Source organism: Pseudomonas sp. zfem003 (assembly GCF_032621675.1).
Taxonomy (GTDB): Bacteria; Pseudomonadota; Gammaproteobacteria; order Pseudomonadales; family Pseudomonadaceae; genus Metapseudomonas; species Metapseudomonas otitidis.
The window spans coordinates 351,773-378,537 of record NZ_JAVYJG010000006.1; the positions used below are offsets into that span (position 1 = coordinate 351,773).

A 26,765-nucleotide genomic window follows, 5' to 3' on the forward strand; every position below is an offset into this window, starting at 1 on the left:
CGCCCCCTGGTACGGCACGGTGATTCCCTTTCTTGTCATGTCAGCCACGGGTGGTGGCCCCCGCCACCTGCCCGAGGGCCTGGGCCAACTCGCGCACCGGGCGCAGGTCGGCTTCCTTCATGGCGTGCAGTTGCTGGCCGAGAGTGGGGGCGCCGGTCAGGCCCCGCCCGTTCTTGCCGGTGTCGCCACCGCGCCACTGCTTGCCGTCGAATACCTTCAGTTGCATGTCCTGCTGCGGCACATCCTTGCCGAACATGCTGGAGAAGCTGCTGCTGCCGAACACGCCGCCGTCGCCCCCGCCGAAGCCGAGGAAGCCGTTGGCGCCGCCGTCACTGGCGGAGCTGTCGCTGCTGGCGAAGACCTGGGCGATGTAGCTGGGCGCCAGGGCGTTCGGGTTGATGAAGATGTTGCCCACGGTGGGCACCCCGCTGCCCAGGGTCGGCTGCTCGAACAGCGGCGGCGGCAGCAACGGCGAGGTGGTGCTGGAGGGCGGCACGCTGGGCACGTTGGGCTGGATCGGTGCGGTCGGCGTGGTCGGCACGCTGGGCGTCGGGTTGGCACGGAATTCCGGATCGCCCTCGACCCCGCCGAGCACGTAGCCCACGGTGGCGAAGTTGTTCGCCATGGCATTGCCGACGGTGTCGGTGATACCGCTGCCGGCGGCCGCAAGGGACAGCCCGAGGGTGCCCTGGCCGGTGACGCCGCTGACGGTGACGCGGTAGGTGCGCGCATCCACCTGCACCAGCGACAGCAGGGTGCCGCTGGCGCTGCCGCTGGTGGCCAGGGCGAAGTCGGCCAGGTCGACGCCGCTGACGTTCTCGCTGAAGGTCACGGTGAAGCTGAGGGTGGTGTCGCGGGTCGGCGAGGTGCCATCGATGGCGATGTTGGTGACCTGCGGGGCGGCAGCATCCACCAGCACGCCGGCGGTGGAGCCCACGTTGTTGAGCACGGTCTGGGCGTTGTTGCCGGCGGCATCGCGCAGGGTCGCGCCGTTGGCATCGAGGCTGGCGCCGACGGCGATGCCGTTGCTGTCCTGCTGGCCGCTGGCGACGGTGAGGCGGAACACCAGGGCGGTGCCGCCCGAGCCGCTGACGTAGTTGGCGTAGACGGTGCCGCCGGTGTCCAGGGTGATGGCCAGGCGCGGCGTGCCGCCGGTGGTGTCGACGGTCACGGCCTCATCGAAGTTCACCGTGAAGTCGAGGGTGTTGCCGGTCAGGTAGGTGCCATTGGCCGGTACACCGACGGAGGTGACGGCCGGGGCGCGGCTGTCGATGGCGTAGTTGTTGGAATCGGTGGTGCCGGTGCCGGTGTTGCCGGCGGCATCGGTGTAGCCGGTGTTGTCCAGGGTGATCAGGTTGGTCGGGTCGGTGACGTTGGCGCTGGGCGTCAGGGTCGCCGTCCAGGTGATGCCGCCGTCGGCGGAGCTGAGCCCGCTCAGGCTACCGTTGGCCACGCTGAAGTCCGCCGTGGTCAGCCCGCTCACCGCCTCGCTGAAGGTGATGGTGACGGTGGTGCCCTGCCCGGCCTTCAGCGCGGTGTCGGTGACCACGATGGTGGCCGTCGGGCGCTGGGTGTCGATGGCGTAGTTGTTGGAGTCGGTGGTGCCGCTGCCGGCGTTGCCGGCGACATCGGTGTAGCCGGTGTTGTCCAGGGTGATCAGGTTGGTCGGATCGTTGGCGCTGGCACTGGGCGTCAGGGTCGCCGTCCAGGTGACGCCACCGTCGTTGGAGCTGAGGCCGCTCAGGGTGCCGTTGGCAACGCTGAAGTCCGCCGTGGTCAGCCCGGTCACCGCCTCGTTGAAGGTGATGGTGACCGTGGTGGTCTGCCCGGCTTTCAGCACGGTGTCGGTGACCACGATGGTGGCCGTCGGACGCTGGGTGTCGATGGCGTAGTTGACCGAGTCGGTGGTGCCGCTGCCGATGTTACCCGCCTGGTCCATCACCCCGGTGTTGTCGAGGGTGATCAGGTTGGTGGCGTCGCTGATGTTGGCGCTGGGGGTGAAGGTCGCCGTCCAGGTCAGGCCGCCATCGCTGCTGCTGAGCCCACTCAGGCTGCCGTTGGCCACGCTGAAGTCGGCGATGTCCAGGCCGGTGACCCGCTCATTGAAGGTCACGGTGACGGTGGCGGTCTCGCCGATGCGCAGGGCCGTGTCGCTGAGGGTGATGCTGGTGGCCGCCGGGCGCACGCCGTCCACCACCAAAGCCTTGTTGGCGCCCAGGGAGCCGGCAGCGCCGGGGGTCGGCAAGGTGAGGATGGCGTTCTGGTTGGCGCCGTCCTTGATGGTGCCGCCGTTCAGGCTCAGGGCCGAGCTGGAGGTGTAGTCGAGGTCGGCGGAGCTGTCGCCGGCCTGCACGGTGTAGCTGAAGGTCAGGGTGTCGGAGCCCGAGCCGGACACGTAGTTGAGCACGCGGTCGGTGGTGCCGGTCTCCAGGGTCAGGGTCGGGGTGCCGGTCACGTTCACCGCGCTGTCAAAGCGTACGGTGACGGTGATGACGTCGCCGATCTTGTAGGTGCCGTTGGCGGTGCCGGACGACACGCTGGTGACGGTCGGAGCGATGGGCGCGGTCAGGGTCAGGTCGTTGCCGCTGCCACCGATGTAGCTGGTGGTCAGCTCGGTGCCGTTGCCCGACGCGTTGATCTTGGTGCCCTCGCTGACGCCGCTGAAGGTGCCGGTCACGGCATCGGCAGCATCGTTGACGATCACCGTGTAGCTGTCGCCGCTGCCGGCCGCGTAGCCGTGGGTGACCGCCAGGGTGGCACCGGAGACATCGACGGCGCCGTTGACCACCACCCTGTCGTAACCGGTGCCGGCGGTGGCGCCGTTGATGTCCAGGGCCAGGGTGCTGCCCGAGGCCAGGGTCAGGTTGCCGTTGACGGTCAGGGTGGCAACGCCCGTGCCGCCCGGGGAGAGGGTGCCGCCGCTCTGCACGGTGACATCGCCGCCCAGGGTGCCGCTGCCGGCCAGGGTCGCGCCGCTGGCCACAGTGGTGGCGCTGTTGGTGCTGCCGTCGACCACCAGGGTGCCCGCCGCCACAGTAGTGGTGCCGCTGTTGGTGTTGCTGCCCGAGAGGGTCAGGTTGCTGGCGCCGGTCTTGGTCAGGCTGCCGGTGCCGCTGATGGTGCCGGACAGGGTGGCGGCCGCGCCGGCATTGACGGTGACCAGGCCGGTCAGCGCCAGGGCGTTGTCGATGGTGGTGTTGCCGGTGATCTGCAGCGTGGTGCCGTTGGCCAGGTTGAGCGCGCCGGCGCCGAGGTTGGCGTCGCTGGCGACGCTCAGGGTGCCGGCGTTGACGCTGGTGCTGCCGGTGAAGGTGTTGCTGCCGGTCAGCGTGAGGGTGCTGGCACCGGACTTGGTCAGGCTGTTGCTGCCGCTGATCACCCCGGACAGGGTAGTGTCGGCGCCGGTGTTGACCGTGGCGCTGCCGCTGAGGGCGATGGCGTTGTCGATGGTGGTGGCGCTGGTCACCGCCAGGGTCGAGCCGGAGGCCAGGGTAACGGTGCCGTTGCCCAGGTTGCTGTCGCTGGCGACGCTGAGGGTGCCGGCGCTCACGGTGGTGGCACCGTAGGTGTTGCTGCCGGACAGGGTCAGGGTGTTGACTCCCGACTTGGTCAGGGTGAAGGCACCGCTGATCACCCCGGACAGGGTGGCGTTGGCCGCTGCGCTGACCGTGGCATTGCCGCCGAGAACGATGGCGTTGTCGATGGTGGTGGCGCTGGACACCAACAGGGTGCTGCCGGCGGCCAGGTTCACCGCCCCCGAGCCCAGGTTGCCGTCGCTGCTCACGCTCAGGGTGCCGGCGCTCACGGTGGTGGCGCCGTAGCTATTGCTGCCGGACAGGGTCAGGGTGCCGCTGCCGGTCTTCGTCAGGTCGTAGGCACCGCTGATGGCACCACTGAGGGTGACGGCGTTGCTGTTGCCGATGCTGCTGTTGCCGGTCAGGACGATGGCGTTGTTGATGGTGGTGGCGCCGGAGACGTCGAGCACGGTTCCACCCGCCAGGATGACCGTGTCGCCGCCCAGGTTGCCGTCACCGGAGATCGACAGGGTGCCGCCGGAGACTGTGGTGGTGCCACCGTAGGTATTGCTGCCGGACAGGGTCAGGGTGCCGCTGCCTTGCTTGACCAGCGAGCCGGTGCCGGAAATCACCCCGAGCACCGAGGTGGTGGTGTTGTCGCCCCCGGCAGTGAGCGTGTAGCTGCCCAGCTGGATGCTGGCATTGGCGTTGTTGCTTGCCAGGCTGCCGATGGTCTGATTCGAGAGCAGCGTCAGGACGCTGTTGCCGTTGACCCGCACGACGTTGTTATCGGCCATGGAGGCGTCGCCATTGAGCTTCAGCCAGGCGTAGTTGGCCAGCAGGGTGGCGCCGGTGTAGGTGTTGGTGCCGGAAAGCGTGGTCGAGTAGGTGGCGGAACCGCTCTGACTGAAAACCACTCCACCGGTGCCGCTGATGGAGCCGGAGAAGGTGGTATCCGCCGTCTGGGTGCTGGTGAGACTGAAACTGCCGAGCGTCACCGAGCCGGCGCCGGAGAGGTTGCCGATCGCCTCGTTGCCAGCCAGGGCCAGGGTGGCGCCTGCGGCGACGGACACGCTGCTGTTGGAGGAGATCGCATCCCCGCCACTGGCCGTCAGGGTGCCGGCGCTGATGGTGGTGGCACCGGTGAAGGTATTGGCGGCGCCGGAGAGGGTCAGGTTGCCGGCCCCGGCCTTGGTCAGGGCGCCGCTGCCGGTAATGATGCTGGCGATGGTCGCGGTGTCGCCGGCACCGTGGGTGAAGGTCTGGGTGGTGCCAGCGCCCAGGGTGATGGTGCCGCCGGTGAGGATCAGGCCGCTGGCCTGGTCCATGTCGAGGGTCAGGCTCTCGTTGATCGACACGGCGTTGAGGTTCAGCGTCTGGCCAGCCAGGTTGCTGGCGAAAATGATGGTCTGGGTACCGGTGCTGTCGGCCGCGGCGATGGCCACGGCCTCGCTGAAGCTGGTGCCATTGCTGGCGTCGATGGTCGCGGTGTCGGTGGTGTTGGTGACGTAGATGAAGTCCGTGGCCACCGTGACGTTGGCGGTGGCACTGCCGCCGGCACCATCATTGACGGTGACCTTGACGTTGGCATCGCCGGCCGGCGTGTCGCTGCGGTAGGTGATGCGCTGCGCCACGTCGTTGACCAGCGCCGTGGTGGCGGTGGTAGCGCTGCTGGTGAAGGTGATGGTCAGCACGCCGCCGGTGTTGGTGAAGGTGGCGAAGGTCAGCCCGCCCGCCTGCAGGTTGTTGCCGCTGACGGTGAACAGTGCACCGGAGGTGTCGAAGCCCAGCACATCGCTGCTCACCGCCGTGCCGTTGCGCTGGATGACGAGGCTGGCCCCGGACCAGTTGCCGTTGCCGCTGTTCAGCGCGCCCAGCTCGGCATCGGCCAGGCTGGCGTTGCTGCCCACGTCGAGGCGCACGGTATTGCCCACGCCGCCCCAGGCGACGCTGTCACCGTTGAGGTTGCCGAGGGTGGGCGCGGCGTTGGGGTTGTAGTTGGTATCGGTGATGCCGCCATTGGTGGTGTAGAGGGTCGAGGTGGAATCACCGTCGGCGCCGTTGACGTTCGTGCCGCCGGCCGCCTTGCCACCCAGGCCACCTGCGCCGATGTTGCCGTTGGTCAGGGTATTGAAGCTGGTGCTGTCCATGCGCACGGTGCCGCCGGCGTTCCAGATGGCACCGACCCCGGCACCGCCCGCCCCGCCATTGCCCACCCTGTTGCCAGGCCCAGTGGCCGCGTCGCTGGAAACACCGCCACCGCCACCACCACCTGCCCCCAGGTTGTTGGTGAGGCTGCTGTTGACGATGGTCAGGATGCCGCTGCTGGCGTTGAAGATACCCCCCGCAGCGGCGCCCCCCTTGCCGCCGACGGCGGCAACACCGCCGCCGCCACCACCGCCACCAATGCTGGTGCTGCCGTTGTTGGCCGACCCACCCCCCCCCCCTGCGGTGTAACCGGAGGTGCTGTTGCCGTCACCACTGTAGCTGCCACCCGCGCCGCCGGCCGCACCGCCGCCACGCCCCCCGAAGCTACTGGTACCGCCCGCGCCATTGCCGCCGCTGATGCCGGAAGCGGGCGTGGCCGAGACCCCGGCGCCAGCACTGCTGCCGCCGGAGCCGCCGGGGGTCGTTCCAAAACCGCCGCCGCCGCCGCCGCCACCGCCGTAGTAGCCACCGGAGTCGCCACCGCCGCCGCCGCCACCGGACGCCTTGTTGCCGGTAATGGTGCTGTTGGTGATGGTCAGTACGCCGGCGTTGTAGATACCGGCACCCACGCTATCGGGTGCGGCCGAGTTCTCGTTGCCACCGTTGCCGACGATCAGGCCATTGCGGATGGTGATGTTGTCCAGCGCGACCTTGGAGTTGGCGCCGCTGGTGTTCACGTCCAGTATCCGAGCCTTGTTGGCCCCGTCGATGGCGAAGCCACCGCCGACGATCTGCAGGGTGTGGCCGTCGGTGACATGGATGGAAATGGTGTCGTTGAAGCCGGTGAAGGTGATGTTGCCGGTGAGGGTGATCACGTCGTCGGCGTTATCGGCAACGCCCGTGGTGATGGCGCTCTTCAACTGGGCCAGGGTGCTCACCGAGGTGGTCACCAGCAGGTGGTCGTAACTGCCCAGGCGCGACAGGTTCAGGGCATTGCTGGCGGCGATCTGGCCGGTGGTGACCTCCAGGTCCCAGTCACCGCCCTTGGCGTTGCCGCCGGTGTTGTCGTCGGATGCGGCGATGTCCGCACCGGTCATGTCCGCCAGCTTGGAGACGAAGGCATGGCCTTCGCTGCCCGCCCCCACTTCGCAGCCGTAAAGGAGGATGTCGCCCTCGGCGGTCAGCGCCTTGCCGATGGTGGAGAGCTGGGACGCGTACTGCGCGAGGTTGCCCTCGAACAACGGGCCGTTGCCCAGCAGCAGCACCCCGGAATCGCCGTGGGAAATGATGTGGATGGCATCGATGCCGGTGCGCCCGGCCAGAGCGTCGGCGATCTGCTGCACGCCGTCCTTGTTGGTGGACAGCAGCACCACCTCGGCATTGGGCGAGACGGCCTTGAGCAGCTCCTGGTAGTTCGGCGCGCGGGTGTCGACGAAGACGATTTCCTTGCGCACGCCGCTCTGACCATCGGTCACCGGACTGGCCTGCAGGTCCTGGGTGCCGTGGTTGTTGTCGGGGGTGCTCGCGTGGCTGCTGTCGCGGGCGCCGGTGTCATGGGCCGCATCGGCCGTGGGAGCGGCTGTCGCCGTCGCGGCGGCGGTATCGGCGACGGTAGCCGCCACCGCGCCGTCGAACATCATGCGCGGCTCCAGCGCACTGATCAGCGGCAGCGGGCATGCCAGCGGCGCAGCCTCCGCACCCTTGGCCTTGCCGTTGCGACCTGCCTTCTTCGAAAGACCCCAGCCCATGACTTCTACCTCCTCATTCCGACGCCCGCCTTGGCAGGTGCTCAGTTGCGTTCTTGTTCCAGGGCCCGGGCGTCCCGGGAGGTCCTGATCACATGGGCCTCGCTGTTGCGCGAGTCCTTCCAGAAATCCAGTTGTGCGTATTGCTCGAACAGGTCCGGCGGCAGCAGGGTGCGCCGCGCCGCCACTTCAACCTTGGGCCGCACCTTGTGCAGACCGCGCAGGCCCAGGGCCTGGTCGAACTCCGGGACGTCGTACTCAACGTGCTCGAAGTCGTGCGGGTACCAGGGCTCATCGAGGAATTCGTAGACCAGTTGCAGCACCCGCTCGGGCGTGGCCACCAGCAGGTCGTAGTCCACCAGCAGCAGGGAGCGGGCGTGCTCGCCGTAATAGGCATCCTTGAGCGCCGACCAGGCCAGGCCCACCAGGCGGTTGCGCTGGGCCAGGGTCTCGACCCGGCTGTAGACGGTGTTGCGTTCGCTGTCGTCGTTGAACAGCTTGGTGATCTCGTACGGGTTGGCGCGGTAGAGCCGCTCGATGCTGTCCATCACCCAGGCAACGTTGCGCACACAGGCGATCACCTTGGCCTGGGGGAACAGGTCCAGCAGGGCCGGCAGACGCGCGCACCACAGGCGGTTGGTGTCGAAGATCACCTCATGCCCGCTCTGGTCCGCGTAGTAACTGCTGAACAGGCCGGCCAGCAGGCGCTTGCGCTGCTCCTGGGTCACCACCGGGCCGAACTCGCTGTCGGCGCCGAACTGCTTGAGCAGGCCCGAGAAGAAGCTGCCCACCGGGCTGGTCATGCCGGCGTGAAAGCGCGGGTTCTGCCGCAGCAGCGCCGCCAGCAGCGTGGACCCCGAGCGTGGCAGCCCCGAGATGAAGTGATAGGTGGGTGATGGATGGGCCATGGTCTGCGTGTACGTCTGCCTGTCAGTGATACGGGGCCGGAGAGCCACCGGTGCCGCAAGGCACCGGCGGGTCGAGTGCCTCAGTTGCGCGAGGGGAAGATGCCGTCCAGCGCGATGATGAAGTTGATCCCGATGTAGGGGTTGCGGATGGCCACCGGCTGGCTGCCGCCGGCGATCTGCACCGTCACGTTCACGGTGCTGGGGTTGGTCAGCGGGACCGGGTTCGACATCGCGCTCGACCAGATCGCCGCTGCCGAAGCCGAGCCGCCCGCGGAGCCACCCAGGACGGAGTTGGTCGAACTCGGAACCAGTGCCGGGTTGGTCGGTGTGCCAGCGGCGGAGATCGTGCTGGTGCCGGACGCAAGGTGGGTGTGCATGGGCATCTGGGTCTGCAGCAGGGTCACGTTCTCAACCCCACCAAGCTCCCCCAGGTCGATGAGCGACAGGCCGGGCCCCTGGGACTGGCCGACCGGCGAGCGGCCACGCAGGTCCGGCAGGCCATAGGTGGTCTGGCCATTGCCGCCGTAGGTGGTGCCCAGCAGGGAAAACAGTGCGGTGTTCTGCGCAATCGCCATGCTCTGCCCCATGCAGAACGCATAGCCACGGGGTGCGAAGTTGCCGCCGAACATCTTGATCTCACCGATGAAAGGATCCACGTGTTGACTCTCCTCTGGCTCTGGTTTCGCGCAACCGGAATCCCGGTCGCACATGCATGCTCGTTGTTGTAGTTATGCCGGCCGATCCGTATGGAACACGGCCTGGAGTACATGGCGCCCATCCTCGACGGGCTGGCCGGGGGTCAGCAGCAGCGCCCAGCCCTCCTCGCCGGGCGGCCCCAGGCGGTACACGTCCTGGGGCAGGCTGCACTGCGGCGGCAGTACGAAGTGGGCGTGGTAGCAGTGGTGGCGAGGGGTCATGGCGATGCCCTCCTCGACACCGAGCAGCTCGACGGGCAACACCTGTTCCGGCGAGAGCCAGAGGTGGAAGGACTGGCCAACGGCCTCGGAGAGCAGCGCGTAGGACGGCATGGGGTACATGGACGGGCTCCTCAGGACGGCATGGCCGGGCGCAGCGCCGGCGTGGCGGCCGTCTGCTGGCCGCGCGGGTGACGGCGCAACTTCAGGTACACACCGTTCTCTCCCACCACCTCGAAGCCATGGCGGAAGTAGAGGCGCTGGGCCGGGTTGTAGGACTCGACATGCAGCCCTGCACTGAGGCCCTCGCGGTCGGCCCGTTCGAGGAAGCGGCCCAGCAGCTCACCGCCAATGCCGCGGCCACAGGCCTCGGGCAACAGCGCCAGGTCGATGATCTGCAGGTGGGTGTCGGTCCACAGCAGGTAGGCGCGACCGATGGGCTGGCCGGACGCCTCGATGACGTATTGTTCGGCGTCGGCGTAGTGCGCCTGGTAATAGCTGCGCTGGGCCTGGAACTGCTGGTCGACGAAACGCTCGCGAGCGGCCTGGTCCCAGGGGGTGTGCTCCAGTTCGTGGGCACGGGTGGTGCCGTAGAGCACCCGCAGGAAGGTGCGGTCTGCTTCGGTTGCCAAGCGGAGGTTCAAGGTGTGGAAAGACATACGGCGTGCATCCCTGCTGGCCCCGGGAACAGGGCCTACAACTGTAGTTACAGTTTCCCTGCACGGAGCATAGACGAGGATTTCAGTTGGCCACCATCGAAAAACCGCCGTTCGGCGGTTTCTGCAATGAATGTGAAGTGGCATTCACAACTGGCGCGCTAAAAACGCCTCCAGCGCCTCATAGGGCGCCCTCGCCCACCGCTCGACAGCCGCCCGGGTGGCGTCGTCCGCCTCGCTGCGCTTGGCATCGCCGTCGGCGCTGAAGGCCATCGCCGGGCGCTTCGCATCGTGCCCGGCAACGGCCTGCAGGTGCGGCACGGCGGCCGGGTCGATGCCCAGCAGCGGGCCCAGGCGGCCCCAGAGGGCGCCAGGCAGCTCGCGGTAGTTCAGGGCCAACGCCTCGCCTGCCGAGCACCGGTCGAGCCCGGCCTGCAGCAGCTGCCCGACCATCCAGGCGAGGTAGTCGCCGGGCGCCAGCGCCTCCCGCCCCGGCAGGCCGTCCAGCCCGGACGGGCCCAGCAGTCCGGGAACTGCATGCAGCCCGGGCTGGCGCTGGTGGGACACCACCACCTCTAGCGGGTCGCGGTAGAGGAACAAGCACGGCACCTCAGGGTAGAGCCGGCGCAGCAGCTGCGCCTCGAACAGGTTCCAGGCGTCCAGCTTCACCACCAGCCGGGTCTCGTCGCCACGGCGGCGCTGGCCATAGGCCGAGCACAGCGCGCGCACCGTCTCCGCCTGCCAGGCAGAAGCGCCGGGGTCCCGGTAATGCGCGCGCAGCACGGCATCCAGCGGCGGCGGCTCGGACAGCACCACGTGCCCGGGCAGGGCTCGCAGCAACTGCGCCAGCAGGGTGGAACCGCAGCGGGAGGTGTGGAACACCAGCAGCGACGGTTCAAGGCCGGGGCTGCGGGCCTGCCAGTCGAGCAGCGCGTCCAGGCCGGTCTGGCGGCGCAGGGCCAGGTTGAACGGCAGGCGCAGCGCTTCGTCCACGTCGTCGCTGAAGAAGGGCCGGGCCAGGGGCGTGGTGCCGAACCAGGCCCAGTCCAGCTGCCAGTTGCCGGCCTGCTCGAAGGCGCGGATCGGCAGCCATTGGGTGAAATCCAGGGCCGTCATCGCATGCTCCATTGGCGGCTCCAGGCCTGCCGTGCCTGGCGCATGACCATGCGCACATCCGCCTCGCTGAACACCAGCCCGAGGGTCTGGCCGGCGGCCACCGCATCGCGGCAGAAATCGGTGGAGTCAGTGATCAGTTGCAGGGTATGGGCCAGTTCCGGGCGCTGCTGCACCTGCGCGTTGAAGGCGGCGAAGGCGCGCATGCCCCGGCTCGGTTGCAGCGCGGGCGTGGTCGCGAGGCCCTCGGTGATGGCCTGGAACAGCCGTGGGTTCATCATGCAGTCCAGCACCAGGTGGATGCGCGGCCCCGGGCCGGGGTTGTCCACCCGGTGCGGGCGGGACAGGTCGATGAACCAGCACTCCCCCGGTGCCATCGGCACCTGCCGGCCATCCACCAGGAACTCCACGTCCGGCGGGCTGAGCAGCGGTACGTGCAGGCGCAGCGGCCCTTCCGGGCTGCCCAGGTCGGGGTCGCAGTGCTCGCGGATGCTGGCACCGGCGCCCAGGCGCAGCAGGCGGGCGCTGCGCAGGTCTTCGCCGAACCATTCGATGGCCGCCAGCCAGGCCGGCTCGGCTGCGCACAGGGCACTGCGGGCCACCGGGCCGAAACCCGGCGCCAGGGGGATCGGCGCATCCACCGCGGCCACCAGGTCGATGCCGCTCCAGTCGCCCTGGTAGTAGGCGGTGTTGAAATGCGCCACCCAGGCCGTCGGGGCGATCCGCTCCAGCGCCGCCAGCAGCGGCGCCAGGTCGAAGCGCCAGGGCAGGCGGGAGCAGATCGGCAAGGCTTCGTCCATGGAACCCTCCTGGCAGGCTGTCCGTTCGATTGTTGAGCTAGAAACCGCTTTCCCTCACCCCCAACGCCGCCATGCGGCGCCAGGCGAAGCCCAGCAGCGATTGCCGGCTGCCTTCCAGCACCACCACGCCACGCAGCGGCTGGTCGGGGGGCGGCAGGTCCTGCAGCAGGCTGAGGCGCACGCCGTACTGGGCCTGCACCGGCTCGGCGCGTTGCTGGGCATTGCGTCGCACGGCCACCTGGCCGTGGTGGTCGGAGGCCAGGGCCTCCAGTTCGAGGAAGGCGACGCCGGTGGTGTCCACCTCGTCCAGGCGCACCGGCAGGGCCGGCCGCGCCGGGTCGTCGGCGATGAAACGGCCCTCGGTGCCCGGCGCCACGCGCCAGAGGTTCTCCTCGGCCAGGTAGCCACGCAGGCGCAACCCGGGGGCGATCACCCGCGCCAGGGTCTCGCCGCTGTGCAGCCAGCGGCCCACTACCAGGTCCGGCGGCAGGTCGCGCACCACGCCGGCCAGGGGCGCGCGCAACTGCAGGCGCTCACGCTGGGCGGCCAGGCCACGGTACTCGGCCACGGCCTCGGCCAGCTGCTGCTCGATCACCCCGGTCTCGGCGGCGGTCTCGCTGCGCCCGGCCTGGCGTCGCAACTGCAACTGGAGGATGTCGATCTCGCGGCGGACGATGCCCTGGCGCGCGTCCAGGTCCGGGGATTCCAGCTCCACCAGCAGGGCGCCCTGCTCCACCGTGTCGCCGTCCTTCACCCGCACCGCCTTGACCCGCGCACCGATGGGCGCGTGCAGGGTGCCGGTGCGCGAAGCCTCCAGCATGGCCGGCACGTCCACCGCATTGCGCCAGGGCACCAGCAGCGCCAGCAGCACCAGCCCCAGGGCCGAGCCGGTGAGCAGCACCTTGCGCGGGTCGGCCTGGTCGCGGCGTTGCCACCATTCGCCGAACTCCTTCCAGATCGGCAGGCCGATGAACCACACCAGCTCCACCAGCATCAGGAAGATGCCCAGCACCTTGAAGAACAGGTGGTAGACCGTCAGCGCGATGCCGAAGAACAGCGCCGCACGCCAGATCCACGAGCCGTAGCCCCAGGCCAGCAGGCGCCGGCGCATGGCCTCGGGCCAGGGCTCGGGGGCCGGCTCGCCGTAGCCGAACAGCGCCTCGCGCAGGCGCCAGCGGCACAGGGCGAAGGCGCGGTTCTGCAGGTTCTCCACCTCCCACAGGTCGCTGAGCAGGAAGTAGCCGTCGAAGCGCATGAAGGGGTTGAGGTTGATCGCCAGGGTGGTGATCCAGGTGGCGCTGGAGAGCATGAAGGCCGCGGTGCGCGCCGGCCCGTCCGGCAGCAGCGACCAGGCCAGCAGCGCCAGCACCGCCAGCACCAGTTCGGCCAGCACCCCGCCGGCGCCGATCAGCAGGCGCGAGCGGCGGTCCTGCACCCGCCAGGCATCGCTGACGTCGGTGTAGAACATCGGCAACAGCACCATGAAGGCCAGCCCCATGCTCTGCACCCGGCAGCCGGCGCGCTTGGCCATGAAGGCGTGGCCGAACTCGTGACAGAGCTTGGCGAAGGTCAGCGCGATGCCGAAGGCCAGGGCGCCGCCCAGGCTGAACAGGTGCGGGAAGGTGGCCAGGTAGCGCTCCCAGTCCCGCGCCACCAGGAACAGTCCCAGCAGCAGGACCACCGGCAGCCCGCGCCGCAGCAGCCAGGGCCCGTTGCGCTCCAGCACCGGCCAGGCGCGGTTGAGGAAGCGGTCCGGCCGCCACAGCGGAATGCGAAAAAACAGGTACTGGTGCAGCACCTGCTGCCACAGGCTGTGGCGTGTGCTGGCGCGCTTGAGGCTGTAGCTGGCGCGCTGCTCCGGGTCGAGGGCGGCGATCAGGTCGTGTCCGCGCAGAAAGCGCAGCATCTGCTCCAGCTCACCGGCCCCGAGGGGCGCGCCCGGCTCGGCGTTGGCCGCCGCCAGCACCGCGCGGGGGTCGCCCAGGGACCAGTGGCGCAGCAAGCGCACGGCCGCCGCACCGAGCTTGAAATAGCGGCCGCGCAGCGGGTCGGCCAGGGTCCATTGCGGCGCGCCCTCGCGGGTTGGCGCAGCGGCGGACAGCTGCAGGTCGGAACGCAGGGCCGGCAGCATCACAACCCCAGGTTCTGGCGCAGCGCCGCCAGGGGCCGGCGCAGCAGGTAATAGGCCAGCGGCGCGCGGGCGCCGAACAGCTTGGCGGTGCCGCGCAGGCCGATGCGCGGCGGGGCGTCGGCGAAGGCCGCGTCGAGGCGGTAGGCCAGTTGCCCGGCGGCGGTGGCCTGGGCCTCGTAGGCAGCCCGCTCCAGGCGCGCGTCGTGGCGGTTGAGCGGGTCGCTGTCGAGAAACAGCGCCACCTCGGCGCCGGGCTCCAGGGCGATGGCGTCGCCCACCGGCAGCTCGATGCGCAGCTCGGCCTGGGCCGGGTCGGCGATCTGCATCAGCCGCTCGCCGGTCTGCACCGGCTTGCCGGTGAGGCGCTCGGCATCGGCGAACACGGCGATGCCGGCGCGCTCGGCGCGGACTTCGCTGCGGGCCAGCAACTGCCTGGCGTAGTCGCGCTCGGCGCGCTTCTGCTCCACGCGGGCAGCCAGCAGGTCGATGCGCGCGCTGGATTCGGCGTCGGCGAAGGCGCGCTGGCTGTTGGCCTTCAGCTCCGCCTCGGCCACACCCAGGGCGCGCTCGGCAACGTCGGCCTGGGCCTTGAGGGTGGTGGCGTCGAAGCGCACCAGCAGGTCACCGGCGGCGACGCTCTGGTTGGGCTTGACGAGGAATTCGGCGATCACCCCGTCCAGCGGCGCAGCCACCACGCGGCCGCCCTGGGGCACCACTTCGGCGGGTGCCAGCACCGACTGGCGCACCGGCACCAGCAGCACCAGGGCCAGCGCGGCAGCCAGGGCCAGGAGCTTCTTCTTCGGCCAGCGCAGGCGCCAGGGCTTGCGCGGCTGCAGGGCCAGCCAGGCGTGGCCGTAGGTGCCGCCCAGCTGCACCAGCAGGGCCTGCTCGGCCTCGCTCCAGGGGGTGTCGCGGGCGATCCACAGGCCGCCGAACACGGCGCCCTGGCGATCCTTCAGCGGCAGCCAGAAGGCATGGGGCGCGGACAGTGCCTGCCAGTCGTCACGGCTGCTCTCGTCCAGGCTGCCGGGGTCGACCACGCCGGGCTCGCCCAGCAGGCCGGCGGCCAGGCGCTGGGCTGCCGCCCGTTCGACGAAGGCGACGAAGGGCGCGTTGGGTTCCACCACGCTGATGCCGGTGAGGGCGCTGACCTTGCCGGCGACCAGCAGCGCGGCGTGGCGGTAGCCGAACAGGCCCTGGCCATCGTTGACCATGGCGAAGGCCAGTTGCTCGGTCGTGGCGGCCTGCCGGGCCTGGGCCTGGAGGCCGAGAAAGACCGCGAAGACGCGCTCGGCGAAACCGGGCACCGGTGCGTTCATCGCGCCTCCGGGAAGCGCGCGCTGCCGCTCATGCCGGCCACCAGGCCCGGTGCATCCTCGGGCAGGCCGCCGATCAGCAGCAGCGTCTGGCTGCCTTCGTCGATGCGCGCGCCCAGGCGCTTGACCACGGCCTTGAGCGGTTTGCCGGTCTCGTCGGGGATGAACTCGAAGGGCTGGCCCGGCTTGAGGGCGCCGATCCAGCGCGAGGGCACCAGCAGGTGGATCTCCAGGGTGCGGTTGTCCACCACCTCCAGCAGCGGCGCGCCGCCGGGCACGCTCTCATGGGGCTGCACGCGGCGGTTGACCACCTGGCCGTCGTAGGGGGCCTTCACCTGGCAGCGCTGCACCTGCACCTGGTAGACCTGCGCCTCGGCCTGGGCCTGGGCCTGGCGGGCCTCGGCCAGGGCCACTTCGAAGCGCCCGACGGAGTTGAGGGCGGCCAGCTGCTGCTTGTTCTTCAGTTCCTCGCGGGCGGCGCGGGTGGCGGCGTTGGAGGCGGTGAGCTGGGCCTGGTAGGCGCTGCAGTCGAAACGCACCAGCACGTCGCCGGCCTTGAACGACTGCCCTTCGGCGAAGGGCATCTCGACGATGCGCCCGGCCAGCTCGCTGGACAGCACCGCCTGGTTGCGGGCCCGCAGCACGCCCCGTGGCGAAGGGGCCGATGCGGCGGCGGTGGAGGGTGCAGGGGCATCCAGCAACGGATCGTGGGCGGGGGGCTCGTCAGCCCAGGCGGCGGTTGCCATCGCCAGCGAACCCGCCAGCCCGTACATCAGGTGCTTCATAGGTCTGTCCCTAGATTCCAAGTGGTGCAGAGTCTAGGAGAGCGCTCGGACAATAGGAATCGGGTGTCGGAAAGATTCCTCCGCCGAGGACGAAGCGTCACACCATCGCCAGGGACCGCTTGCGGGTGGGGGCCGGCCAGGCGCGGTCGATCCGTGCCAGGTCCTCCGCGTCCAGGCGCAGGGCGTGGGCGGCGGCGTTCTGCTCGATGTGCTTGGGCTCCACCGCCTTGGGGATCACCATCACCCCGTCCTGGCGGAGGGCCCAGGCCAGGGCCACCTGGGCGGGGCTGGCGCCGTGGCGCCGGGCCACCTCCAGCAGCGCCGCATCCCGCAGCAGCGCCCCACCCTGCCCCACGGGGCAGTAGGCCATGAGCGGCAGACCCTCGGCCTGCTGGCGCGGCAGCAGGTCGAACTCGATGCCCCGCGCCTCAGGGTTGTAGAGCACCTGGTTGGCGGCGCAGCCGGGGGGCAGCGCGTCGAGGTCGGCAACGTCGAAGTTGGACACGCCCCAGCGGCGGATCAGCCCGCGCTCGCGCAACTGCTCGAAGGCGTCCACCGTCTCCTCCAGCGGGTGCTCGCCGGGCCAGTGCAGCAGGTACAGGTCGAGGTGATCGGTGCCCAGGCGCCGCAGGCTGCGTTCGCAGGCCTGGGGGATGCCCCGGCGGCTGGCGTTCCACGGGTAGACCTTGCTGACCAGGAACACCTGGTCACGACGCCCGGCGATGGCTTCGCCCACCACCGTTTCGGCGCCGCCTTCGGCGTACATCTCGGCGGTGTCGATCAGGCTCAGGCCCAGCTCCAGGCCCTGGCGCAGGGCAGCCACTTCGCGGGGGCGCTGGTCGGCGCGCTCGCCCATGTGCCAGGTGCCCTGGCCGATGGCCGGCACACGGGTGCCGTCAGGGAAGGTGATCTCACGCATGGGGCGCCTCCTCGGGTTCGAAGCGGATGGAGTCGGCCGGCGCCAGGCGCAGCGGATGGCGCGGCTGGATGAACTGGGCCCAGACCCAGTTGTGGTGCTCGACGATGGCCTCGGCGCGCTGGTGCGGGCGGTCCTTGGTGGTGTGGCCGTCGCTGACCACGGTGACGCTGAAGCCTTCGCTGGTGGCGCGGCGGATGGAGGTGTCGACGCAGAACTCGGTGGCGTAGCCCACCACCACCAGCTCGGTGACGCCCAGGGCCTGCAGGGTGGCCTTGAGCGGGGTTTCGAAGAAGGCGTCGCAGGCCGTCTTGCGCACCACCGGGTCGAGGGGCGCGCGCTCCAGGCCCGGGTGCAGCTGCCAGCCGATGCAGCCGGGCTCCAGCTCGCTGCCCGCCTCGCCGTCGTGCTGCACGTAGAGCACCGGGGCGCCGGCGGTGCGAGCGCGGTCGGCCAGGCGGTTGATGGTGGCGATCAACTCGGCGGCGCGCCACGGCTCCGGGTCGGCGAAGAACAGCCCCGCCTGCACGTCCACCACCAGCAATGCCTTGCTCATCGTCGTTCCTTGGGAGGGAGGGTGTGGCTGGCGATAGTGCCGGCTGGCGCCGCCCCGGTAAAGACGACCGCTGGTCTGCGCGGCGGAAACTCCACCCCCTGCCCCGGTCACAGCTTCAGGCCCCCTTTCCGGCCTCTTGCCGCCCGCCCGAGTACGCCGCCATGCAGACAGGACGCGACCTCCGCATCGACTTCTTCCGTGGACTGGCCCTGGTGTTCATCTTCTGGGACCACATCCCCCACAACCCCCTGGGCGCGGTGACGCCGCGCAACGTGGGGCTCAGCGACGCGGCGGAGATCTTCGTCTTCCTGGCCGGCTACGCGGCGCTGCTGGCCTACGGCAAGCTGCTGCGGCGCGACGGCTATGGCGTGGCCTGCCTGCGCATCCTACGTCGCGCCTGGGTGCTGTACATCGCCCACATCTTCCTGCTGGCGGTGCTGATGGGGATGGTGTTCTTCGCCAACGCCCAGGTGGGCGGGCGCGACTTCATCGACGAGATGGGCCTGGACTACTTCCTGGCCAACCCGCAGCAGGCGCTGATCGACGAGCTGCTGCTGCGCTTCAAGCCCAACCTGATGGACCCGCTGCCGCTGTACATCGTGCTGCTGGCCGGCTGGCCGCTGGTGCTGCCGCTGCTGCTGCGCCACCCGCGCACCACGGTGGCGCTGTCGGCGCTGGCGTACCTGGGCGCGCCCTACTGGAACCTGACGGCGCACCCGGGCGGCGAATGGTTCTTCAACCCGCTGGCCTGGCAGTTCCTCTTCGTCCTGGGCGGCGCGGCGGCCCTGCACGCCCAGCGCCACCCGGCCCCGAACCTGACCCCGGCCTGGCGCAGCACGCTGCTGGCCGGTTGCCTGCTGTACCTGGCGGCCAGCGCGGCGCTGGCGCTGAGCTGGAAGGTGCCGGGCCTGCACGATGCCTGGATGCCGGACGCGGTGGCGCGGGTGATCTACCCCCTGGACAAGACCGACCTCTCGCCCCTGCGCCTGCTGCACTTCCTCGCCCTCGCCTACTGCACCGCGCGCCTGCTGCCGGGCGGCACCTGGCTGCAGCGCTGGCCGGCACGGGAGGTGGTGCGCATGGGGCGGCATTCGCTGGAGGTGTTCTGCCTGAGCGTGCTGCTGGCGCCGCTGGCCGATGCCCTGGCCACCCTCTACCGGATGGGGGCCGTGGGCCAGGTGGCCCTGGCCTGCGCCGGTGTGCTGCTGATGGTGGCCCTGGCCGGCTGGCTGGACCTGATCGGCCGGCTCGGCCAGCGCCAGCCGCCGAAGCCGGCGCTGGCCGCCCGTGGCTACGGCACCACGCCCTACGCGGCGGCGTCCTGAACCCGCAGTTCCATCAGCAGCGACAGCGGCATGCCGGTTTCCGGGTGGCACGGCTCACTGAGCCGCTCCAGCCGGAAGCCGGCGTCGGTGACCAGGTTGAACCAGCCATGGACGGTGCGGAAGTACCAGGGCATCGGCTCGCGGAAGCCCTCGCCCATGCTGGCGAAGGTCTCCAGGCGCCAGCCGTCCCGGTAGCCTTCCGGTCCGCAGGCGGTCATCGGGTGGACGGTCTGGATCACCACCCGCCCCCGGGGCTCAAGCAGGCGTACCAGGGTGGCGAGGATCGGCCTCAGGTCCTCCTCCAGCAGGGAGAAGTTGCAGACGATGAGGTCGTACTGGCCGTAGACCTTGTAGTCCATCTCCACGACCCGGTAATCGTCCGCCACGAACTGGCCGATGCCCTGGTTGCCCTGGGCCTGCCGGGCGGCCTCGATCAGTTCATAGGACGCATCCACCCCGACGAAATCGATCCCCCGGTAGAGCAACTCGCGGCACAGCCAGCCTTCGCCGCAGCCCAGGTCGAGCACCCGGCGCGGCCGGGGCGTGAGCACCGCATCCAGCACGGCCTGGTCGGTGACCAGGCGGCGACTCTCGATACGGCCACTGCGCACGGCGTCGACCCAGGCCTGGGCATTGGCCCGCCAGCTGTCACGGATACGTTGGCTCGTCGAATCGGTCATGGCGCTCGCTCCCGGGAAAACGCGCGAATGAAAGCACAGCGCGCCCCACCCTGCCCATGGCTGGCGGCCGATGATCGCCGCACCGGCCGCATTGCCCGCCGGGTGCGCCGCGACGGACTACGCTTGCAGCGAGAGCAGTCACCTGAGGCGGGTTCTCGATCATGGGCGTTGCCTGGCAGTCCCACGCGTCATCGACCCGGTTGTCTTCGCACAGCCTGGACCCGGTGATCGCGCGCCGCCGGGCACGCCGACGCCGTCACCGCCTCGCCGTGTGGCTGTTTCTGCTGCTGGTGGCGGTGATCCTGGCGCTGCTGGCCCGCGAGGAAATGCGCCACGCCTGGCTGCAATCCCGCGAGATCAGCCGCTACGCCGCCACCCTGGACTACCGCCTCGGCGACGGGCCCAGCCCGGCCATCCTCTTCCCCCGCGACGGCCCCTTCGACAAGCGCCTGGGCTACGCCCACCTGCCCGCCATGCTGCAGCGCCTGGAACAGCGCGGCTATGAGATCCGCCAGCAGGTGCGCTTCTCCCCGGCGCTGCTGGAATACACCCAGCACGGGCTGTTCCCGCCCTACCGGGAGAAGGTCCAGGCCGGGCTGGACATCCGCGACTGCCGCAACGAACCGCTGTACACCTTCCGCTATCCGCAACAGCTCTACGGCGCCTTCGACGAGATCCCGCCGCTGCTGGTGAGCAGCCTGCTGTTCATCGAGAACCGCCACCTGCTGGACACCTCGCCCCTGGCCAACCCGGCGGTGGACTGGCCGCGCTTCGCCAAGGCTGCCCTGACCCAGGCTGGCAAGGTGCTGGACGTGCCCGGCCAGAGCGCCGGCGGCAGCACCCTGGCGACCCAGCTGGAGAAGTACCGCCACTCCCCCGCCGGGCTGACCCTCTCGGCCCGCGACAAGCTGCTGCAGATGGCCTCGGCCAGTGTGCGCGCCTACCAGGGCGGGCCGGAGACGCTGCCGGCGCGGCGCCGCATCGTGCAGGACTACCTCAACAGCGTGCCGCTCTCCGCCGCCCCCGGCCACGGCGAGGTGCACGGCCTGGCCGACGGGCTGCTGGTGTGGTTCGGCGCCGACTTCGAGCGCAGCAACCGCCTGCTGGGCCAGCCCCAGGACGAGCCCGGCGGCCTGGCCGAACGGGGCCTGGCCCTGCGCGAGGCGGTGGCGCTGATGATCGCCCAGCGGCGCCCGTCCCATTACCTCGGGCGCGGCCGCGACGAGCTGGAGGCCCTCACCGACAGCCACCTGCGCCTGCTGACCGGCGCCGGGGTGCTGCAGCCCGCCCTGCGGGACGCCGCCCTCGGCGCACGGCTGGCCTTCCGCGATCTGGCACAGGACCCGGCGCTGGCACGGGTGGACGGCAACAAGGGCATCAGCCTGGCCCGCGCCCGGCTGTCGAGCCTGCTGCAGATGCCGCTGTACGACCTCGACCGCCTCGACCTGGGCGCCCGCACCAGCCTCCAGGGCGAGCTGCAGCAGGCCGTCACCACCTACCTGCACGACCTCGCCGAACCCGCCTTCGCCCAACAGGCCGGGCTGCTCGGCGAGCGCATGCTGACGGCGGAGAAGACCCGCGACGTGCGCTACAGCTTCACCCTCTTCGAGCGCACCCCGGCGGGCAACCAGGTGCGGGTGCAGACCGACAACACCGACCAGCCCTTCGACATCAACGAAGGCAGCAAGCTGGAACTGGGCTCCACCGCCAAGCTGCGGGTGCTGGCCACCTACCTGGACTTCGTCGCCCGCCTGCACCAGCGCTATGCCGGGCTCGACACCAAGGCCCTGCGCGAGGTCAACGTGGACCCGCAGGACGTGCTCAGCCGCTGGGCGCTGGACTACCTGGCCAGCCACCCGGACGCGCGCCTGGCGCCGATGCTCGATGCCGCGCTGGAGCGCACCTACTCCGCCAGCCCGGCGGAGCGCTTCTTCACCGGCGGCGGCATGCACACCTTCGGCAACTTCCGCCGCGAGGACAACGGCCGCACCCCGACCCTGCGCGAGGCCCTGCGCGAATCCATCAACCTGCCCTTCGTGCGCCTGCTGCGCGACCTGGTGCGCCACGCCATCTACCGCCCCGACGGCGACAAGGCCGCCCTGCTGCGGGACGACCGCGACCCGCGCCGGCAGGGCTACCTGGACCTGTTCGTATCCCGCGAGAGCCAGACCTACCTGCTGCGCTTCTGGAACAAGTACAAGGGCAAGGACGCCGACGCCCGCATGGCCACCTTCCTCGACGGGCTGAACCCCTGGCCCGCCCGGCTGGCGGCGATCCACCGCTACCTGCAGCCCCAGGCCGACCGCGCCACCTTCGCCGCCTTCATGCGCGCGCGCCTGCCCGGCGAAGCCCTCGGCGACAAGCGCCTGGCGGAGCTGTACGACCGCTACGGGCCGGGCGCCTTCGACCTCAACGACCAGGGCTACATCGCCCGCGTGCACCCGCTGGAGCTGTGGCTGCTGGCCTACCTGCAAGGCCACCCGCAGGCGAGCTTCCGCGAGGCGGTGGAGGCCAGTGGCGAGGTACGCCGCGAGGTCTACGGCTGGCTGTTCAAGTCCCAGCGCAAGAACGCCCGGGACTCGCGCATCCGCACCATGCTGGAGGTGGAGGCCTTCCTCGACATCCACCAGCACTGGCGTCAGCTCGGCTACCCGTTCGATCACCTGGTGCCATCGCTGGCCACCGCGCTGGGCAGCTCCGGCGACCGCCCGGCGGCCTTGGCGGAGCTGATGGGGATCATCGTCAACGACGGCGTGCGCCTGCCGACGGTGCGCCTGGACGACCTGCACTTCGCCGCCGACACTCCCTACGAAACCCGGGTGCTGCACGAAACCGGCGGCGGCAGGCGGGTGATGCCCTCCGAGGTGGCCGCCGCCCTGCGCGGCGCCCTCGCCCAGGTGGTGGAAGGCGGCACGGCGCGACGCCTGCAGGGTGCCTTCCGCCAGCCCGATGGCCAGCCGCTGGTGATGGGCGGCAAGACCGGCACCGGCGACAACCGCCTGCAGACCTTCGGCCGGGGCGGCCAGGTGCTCGCCTCCCGGGCGCTGAACCGCACGGCGACCTTCGTGTTCTACCTGGGCCCACGCCACTTCGGCACGCTGACCGCGTACGTGGCCGGCGACGAAGCATCGGGGTTCCGCTTCACCTCGGCGTTGCCGGTGCAGGTGATGAAGGGCATGGCGCCGTTGCTGCAGCCCTATCTGGAGCCTGGGCGTGCCACCTTGTGCCAGGGGCCGCAGACGGCGTTGGGGGTGAGGCAGTTGTAGCGATGAAGGCCGCGTTGCCGGCCTGTGGACGGCAGGGCGGAGGAGTTGGAAAGCCCGAGGGCAAGCGGGTTGACGCGTTCTGTGGATATCACCTGTTTCGCCTTGCCGGGCGAGCACCTGGTCTCTGAAGCCCCCCGCCAGACGATGGGCAAATCTGAGGCGCACGGTGAAATCCTGCCTGGCTCAGAGGGTAAGGCGGGGAACCTGCCCCTTCAGGAGGCCGAGCGCAGTCGTTGCGTAGGGGGACGAGCGGCATGGATGCCGCGAGAGGCGCGCCAGGCCATGGATGGCCCATCGCGCCGGCCCCCGAAGCAGCGACGGAGCGAGGGAAGTCCCGCGAAGCGGGACCCGGATGCAGGGGCGAGCCCTTTTGGTTACTTTTCTGGGCGAATGAGAAAAGTGACTCGCCTGGGAAGGCGAAACAAAAAACATCCGCAGAACTCGATAACGGGCTTGGCCATTACCGCCTCAGCCCCCACCCGTTGTAGCCCCTATGAAACCTAACCCACCTATTCCCGCCCCTCGTCTTCATCCCCCCACCCCGCTGCCTGCTCCAGCAGGTCGGGGGCGAGGCTCTTGCTGGCGCGGGCGCCCAGCAGCTTGAGGTTCTCGGCGCGGGAGATGAGGTTGCCGCGCCCGTCCACCAGCTTGTTGCGGGCGGCGGCGTAGGCCTTGTCCAGCTGCTGCAGGCGGCTGCCCATCTCGTCCAGGTCCTGGATGAAGGCGACGAACTTGTCATACAGCGCCCCGGCACGCTCGGCGATCTCGCGGGCGTTCTGGGTCTGCCGTTCCTGGCGCCAGAGGCTGTCGATCACCCGCAGGGTGGCCAGCAGGGTGGTGGGGCTGACGATGACGATGTGCTGGTCGAAGGCTTCCTGGAACAGGCCGGGGTCGGCCTGCACGGCGGCGGCGAAGGCGGCTTCGATGGGCACGAAGAGCAGCACGAAGTCCAGGCTGTGGAGCCCTTCCAGGCGCTGGTAGTCCTTCACCGAGAGGCCCTTGAGGTGACCCCGCAGGGAGCCGACGTGGGCCTTGAGGGCCTGGAGGCGGGCGTTCTCGTCCTCGGCGGCGAGGTAGCTCTGGTAAGCGGTGAGGCTGACCTTGGCGTCCACCACCACCTGCTTGTCGCCGGGCAGCTGGATCAGCACGTCCGGCTGGAAGCGCTGGCCGTCGGGGCTGTTGAGGCTGACCTGGGTGCGGTACTCGCGGCCCTTCTCCAGCCCGGCGTGCTCCAGCACCCGCTCCAGCACCAGTTCGCCCCAGTTGCCCTGGGTCTTCTGGCCCTTGAGGGCGCGGGTGAGGTTGGTGGCTTCGTCGCCCAGGCGCTGGTTGAGCTGTTGCAGGCGCTCCAGTTCGCGGCCGAGGGAGAAACGCTCGCGCGCCTCTTGTTGATAACTCTCCTCGACGCGCTTCTCGAAGGCCTGGATGCGCTCCTTGAGCGGGTCGAGCAACTGGCCGAGGCGCTGCTGGCTGGTTTCGGCGAAGCGCTGTTCGCGCTCGTCGAAGATGCGCCCGGCGAGTTCGGCGAACTGGGCACGCAGGTCGTCGCGGGCGGCCTGCAGGTCGGCCAGGCGCTGGGCGTGGGCCTCCTGCTGCTCGCGCAGTTCGGCGGCCAGGGCGGCGCGCTCGCTGTCGAGGCGGCGCAGCTCGGCGTCCTTGCTGGCGCGTTCGTCGTTCCAGCCGGCGACGGCTTCACGGGCGGCGCGGCGCTCCACGGCCAGCAGTTCGGACTCGCGGCGCAGGGCGGCCAGCTCGGCCTGCTGGTCGGCGTTGAACTGGTTCAGTTCGCGCACTTCCGCCCGGCAGTCCTCCAACTGGGCGGCGAGGCCGTCCTGGGCCAGTTGGGCAGTGGCCAGGCGCTCGTCCAGTACCAGGCGCTCGGCCTCCAGGACGGTGACCCGGCGTTGCTGGCGCCAGGCCAGGCCGAGCAACGGCGCGGCGGCCAGCAGCAGGCCAAGCAGCAGGTTGGGCAGATCGAGTGGCATGGAGGGCTCCGCGGCAGGGTGCCGGGCAGTATACCCAGCGCTCTGGGGGCGGTCAGGCCTGGGGCAGGCGGGTCAGCAGGCGGCTGGCCTCGTGGGAACCCTGGGCGGCGGCCTGTTCCAGCCAGTGGCGGGCCTGCTGCAGTTCCTGGGTACGCGGCTGTGTATAAAGGCGCCCCAGTTCGAGCTGGGCGCGGCGGTCGCCGGCACGGGCGGCCTGGCGCAGCAGGTCGAGGCCGATGCGGCGGTCGCGGGTGTTGCCACAGTCCCGGCAGAGCATCTGCCCAAGGCGGCTCTGGGCGGCGACCACGCCCTGGCGGGCGGGCTGCTTGAGCAGGCGGCCGGCGATGCGCTTGACGCTGTCGGCCTGGCTCAGGCGCGGGCTGTCCAACAGCCACAGGGCGACGCGCAACGGCAGGCGTTGGTCATCGGTGCGGGAAGGGTCGATGGCGGGGGTGCGAAACTTCATTGAAAGGCAGGGGAAGCCGAGAAGGCGCGCCACTCTACTCCTTTTTTTCCACAGGTAAAGACTTGCCAATATCCACAGGCGGCGTTCTAGAGGGCCGCCTTGGGACAATCCACAGAAGCTGTGGATAACTTTGTGAAAAACGTGCTCACACTTCTCCCGGGGCCCGATGGAACGGGCCTTACAGACAGATTGGCGATTTTTTCACCAGTGGAAAAAGTCCTTATTTTTCATCGTTTTAGATTGACAAGACGAAGAATCAAATGGTTACGCACGTTTGTGACTGCGAAATGACAGGGTGCTTCGCGAGTGTGCACAACTGCGTTCACGACCCCGCGCGAACGCCCTGTTTCAGGGCGTTTGGCGGGAGGTGACAGGGCCCGTTCCGGGTCACGCCGGCTGGGGGATGACGCCGTCCACCAGGAAGGCTTCGCGGCGGAACAAACGAGGCTGGTCCGGCGCCTGGGCGTGCTTGTAGGCGACGTAGTCGGCGGTGGTTTCGCAGAACCAGGGGGTGAGGTTGCGCGGGCGCCGTTCGGTGAAGGCGTCGGGGGTGAACAGGGCGATGTTCAGCCCCTGCTGCGGGCAGCGGGCGGAGCGGTATTCGAAGGCTTCGACCCCGGCGGCACGCATGGCCGCCCCCAGGGCCTGGGTGGCGCGGTAGTCGCGGCGATCGAGCAGCGCCGGGTAGGCATCGAACGGCGGGTTCTGCAGGCTCACGCCGCGCTCCACCTGGAAGCGCGCCTCGAAGGAGGCGTGCTCCGAGAGGATGCGTCCGCTGGGCGGTGGGGTGGCCATGCCGCTCCACAGCACGAAGCGGTAGAAGGCGCCTTCGGCCATGGCCGTCTCCAGACGCGCGGCGGCGTAGAACAGGCTGGGCTCGTGCACCGTGCCGAAGCGCGAGCCCCAGCGCAGCGGCGGGTAGCGGAACGGGGTCTTGAGCAGGTAGTGCAGCGGCTCGGCGCTGCGCGGCAGGGGCGGTTTGCTGGTCTCGATGAGTTCTTCCAGCAGGGCCTGTTCGGCGAGGTTGTCCACCAGTTGCAGGGTCGCCACCTGTTCCTGGCTCTCTACCAGGCGCACCACGCGCCCGCGCAGGGGGGCGATGTGGCGTTCGCCGTCGCATGCGCTCCAGATGTCCATTTCCATGCGCTCTAACTCTCAGACCTTGCCGCGAATGGCGTCGAGGTACTCCACCACCCGCACCAGCCCCTGCACCTGCCCCATCAGCTCCAGGGGTACGCCGCCGAGGTGACGGTTCTCCGTGCGCAGGAAGTGGCGCATGTCCTCGAGGTTGCCGCCGAACAGCGCGAACAGGGCGCGGTAGATGCGGATCACCAGCAGCGCCAGTTCACCGGTCTTGCTCTGCGGGCGGATGCTGCCGGCGTCGGCCCAGCGGGTGACGACGGTGCGGTGGACGCCGACGATGTCGGCCAGTTGCTGGCGGGTCAGCCCCAGTTGCTCGCGGGTGTTGAGCAGGGCCTTGGCCAGGACGGCGTCGGGATCAAGGTGGGGGCGGGTCAGCGCGCTCATGGTCTTCCTCCGT

The 26,765-nt window shown here is 69.9% G+C and carries 19 protein-coding genes; 2 read left to right on the forward strand and 17 right to left on the reverse strand.

Annotated features, from left to right (window positions below; all coding sequences use genetic code 11):
- Positions 1–40 precede the first annotated feature (40 nt).
- From RTK35_RS15665 to RTK35_RS15720, 12 genes are all read right to left on the reverse strand, one after another.
- Entirely contained in the window at positions 41–7,411 is a 7,371-nt protein-coding gene (locus tag RTK35_RS15665; RefSeq protein ID WP_316908393.1) for an Ig-like domain-containing protein, read from the reverse strand.
- Positions 7,412–7,452: 41 nt separating this feature from the next.
- The gene (locus tag RTK35_RS15670; protein ID WP_107330703.1) at positions 7,453–8,316 is read right to left on the reverse strand and encodes a sulfotransferase; all 864 of its coding nucleotides are present in this window, start codon (positions 8,314–8,316) and stop codon (positions 7,453–7,455) included.
- 80 nt (positions 8,317–8,396) lie between these two features.
- Positions 8,397–8,972, reverse strand: a complete 576-nt coding sequence (locus RTK35_RS15675; RefSeq protein WP_236212252.1) for a phage tail protein — start codon at positions 8,970–8,972, stop codon at positions 8,397–8,399.
- Between the two features lie 72 nt (positions 8,973–9,044).
- The gene (locus RTK35_RS15680) at positions 9,045–9,353 is read right to left on the reverse strand and encodes a DUF6916 family protein (protein ID WP_052807580.1); all 309 of its coding nucleotides are present in this window, start codon (positions 9,351–9,353) and stop codon (positions 9,045–9,047) included.
- Positions 9,354–9,364: 11 nt separating this feature from the next.
- The gene (locus RTK35_RS15685) at positions 9,365–9,862 is read right to left on the reverse strand and encodes a GNAT family N-acetyltransferase (protein ID WP_316908394.1); all 498 of its coding nucleotides are present in this window, start codon (positions 9,860–9,862) and stop codon (positions 9,365–9,367) included.
- 171 nt (positions 9,863–10,033) lie between these two features.
- Positions 10,034–11,002 (reverse strand): sulfotransferase family protein, encoded by a 969-nt coding sequence (locus RTK35_RS15690; protein ID WP_316908395.1) that lies wholly within the window; start codon positions 11,000–11,002, stop codon positions 10,034–10,036.
- Positions 10,999–11,799 carry an aspartyl/asparaginyl beta-hydroxylase domain-containing protein gene (locus RTK35_RS15695; protein WP_316908396.1) on the reverse strand — a complete coding sequence of 267 codons (801 nt, stop codon included), beginning with the start codon at positions 11,797–11,799 and terminating at the stop codon, positions 10,999–11,001. Before RTK35_RS15695 ends, RTK35_RS15690 begins: the two co-directional genes overlap by 4 nt.
- A 37-nt stretch (positions 11,800–11,836) precedes the next feature.
- The gene (locus tag RTK35_RS15700) at positions 11,837–13,933 is read right to left on the reverse strand and encodes an HlyD family efflux transporter periplasmic adaptor subunit (protein ID WP_316908397.1); all 2,097 of its coding nucleotides are present in this window, start codon (positions 13,931–13,933) and stop codon (positions 11,837–11,839) included.
- The gene (locus RTK35_RS15705; protein ID WP_142015484.1) at positions 13,930–15,249 is read right to left on the reverse strand and encodes an efflux RND transporter periplasmic adaptor subunit; all 1,320 of its coding nucleotides are present in this window, start codon (positions 15,247–15,249) and stop codon (positions 13,930–13,932) included. Before RTK35_RS15705 ends, RTK35_RS15700 begins: the two co-directional genes overlap by 4 nt.
- Complete coding sequence (locus RTK35_RS15710; RefSeq protein WP_160482886.1) at positions 15,246–16,031, reverse strand: efflux RND transporter periplasmic adaptor subunit; 786 nt, start codon at positions 16,029–16,031, stop codon at positions 15,246–15,248. The genes RTK35_RS15705 and RTK35_RS15710 overlap by 4 nt, the downstream gene beginning before the upstream one ends.
- A gap of 97 nt (positions 16,032–16,128) precedes the next feature.
- Positions 16,129–16,950: an aldo/keto reductase gene (locus RTK35_RS15715; RefSeq protein WP_236215206.1), complete on the reverse strand. Its 822-nt coding sequence runs from the start codon at positions 16,948–16,950 to the stop codon at positions 16,129–16,131.
- Positions 16,943–17,503, reverse strand: a complete 561-nt coding sequence (locus tag RTK35_RS15720; protein ID WP_316908398.1) for a cysteine hydrolase family protein — start codon at positions 17,501–17,503, stop codon at positions 16,943–16,945. Before RTK35_RS15720 ends, RTK35_RS15715 begins: the two co-directional genes overlap by 8 nt.
- A 161-nt stretch (positions 17,504–17,664) precedes the next feature.
- Between RTK35_RS15720 and RTK35_RS15725 the strand changes: the two genes are divergently transcribed.
- Positions 17,665–18,828, forward strand: a complete 1,164-nt coding sequence (locus RTK35_RS15725) for an OpgC domain-containing protein (RefSeq protein ID WP_316908399.1) — start codon at positions 17,665–17,667, stop codon at positions 18,826–18,828.
- Here RTK35_RS15725 and RTK35_RS15730 read toward each other — a convergent pair.
- Entirely contained in the window at positions 18,810–19,508 is a 699-nt protein-coding gene (locus RTK35_RS15730; protein WP_316908400.1) for a class I SAM-dependent methyltransferase, read from the reverse strand. The genes RTK35_RS15725 and RTK35_RS15730 overlap by 19 nt on opposite strands.
- 161 nt (positions 19,509–19,669) lie before the next feature.
- Between RTK35_RS15730 and RTK35_RS15735 the strand changes: the two genes are divergently transcribed.
- Positions 19,670–22,774, forward strand: a complete 3,105-nt coding sequence (locus RTK35_RS15735) for a transglycosylase domain-containing protein (protein WP_410478673.1) — start codon at positions 19,670–19,672, stop codon at positions 22,772–22,774.
- Between the two features lie 509 nt (positions 22,775–23,283).
- Here the strand turns inward: RTK35_RS15735 and rmuC are convergent.
- The 4 genes from rmuC to RTK35_RS15755 all read right to left on the reverse strand — a co-directional run bounded on the left by rmuC (position 23,284) and on the right by RTK35_RS15755 (position 26,752).
- Entirely contained in the window at positions 23,284–24,759 is a 1,476-nt protein-coding gene (gene rmuC / locus RTK35_RS15740; protein ID WP_316908401.1) for a DNA recombination protein RmuC, read from the reverse strand.
- Between the two features lie 52 nt (positions 24,760–24,811).
- Positions 24,812–25,225, reverse strand: coding sequence for a tetratricopeptide repeat protein (locus RTK35_RS15745; protein WP_044405541.1), 414 nt, complete (start codon positions 25,223–25,225; stop codon positions 24,812–24,814).
- Positions 25,226–25,612: 387 nt separating this feature from the next.
- On the reverse strand, positions 25,613–26,362 hold the full coding sequence (locus RTK35_RS15750) for an RES family NAD+ phosphorylase (RefSeq protein ID WP_044405542.1): 750 nt from the start codon (positions 26,360–26,362) through the stop codon (positions 25,613–25,615).
- Positions 26,363–26,380: 18 nt separating this feature from the next.
- Complete coding sequence (locus tag RTK35_RS15755; RefSeq protein WP_044405544.1) at positions 26,381–26,752, reverse strand: XRE family transcriptional regulator; 372 nt, start codon at positions 26,750–26,752, stop codon at positions 26,381–26,383.
- Between the last annotated feature and the right edge of the window lie 13 nt (positions 26,753–26,765).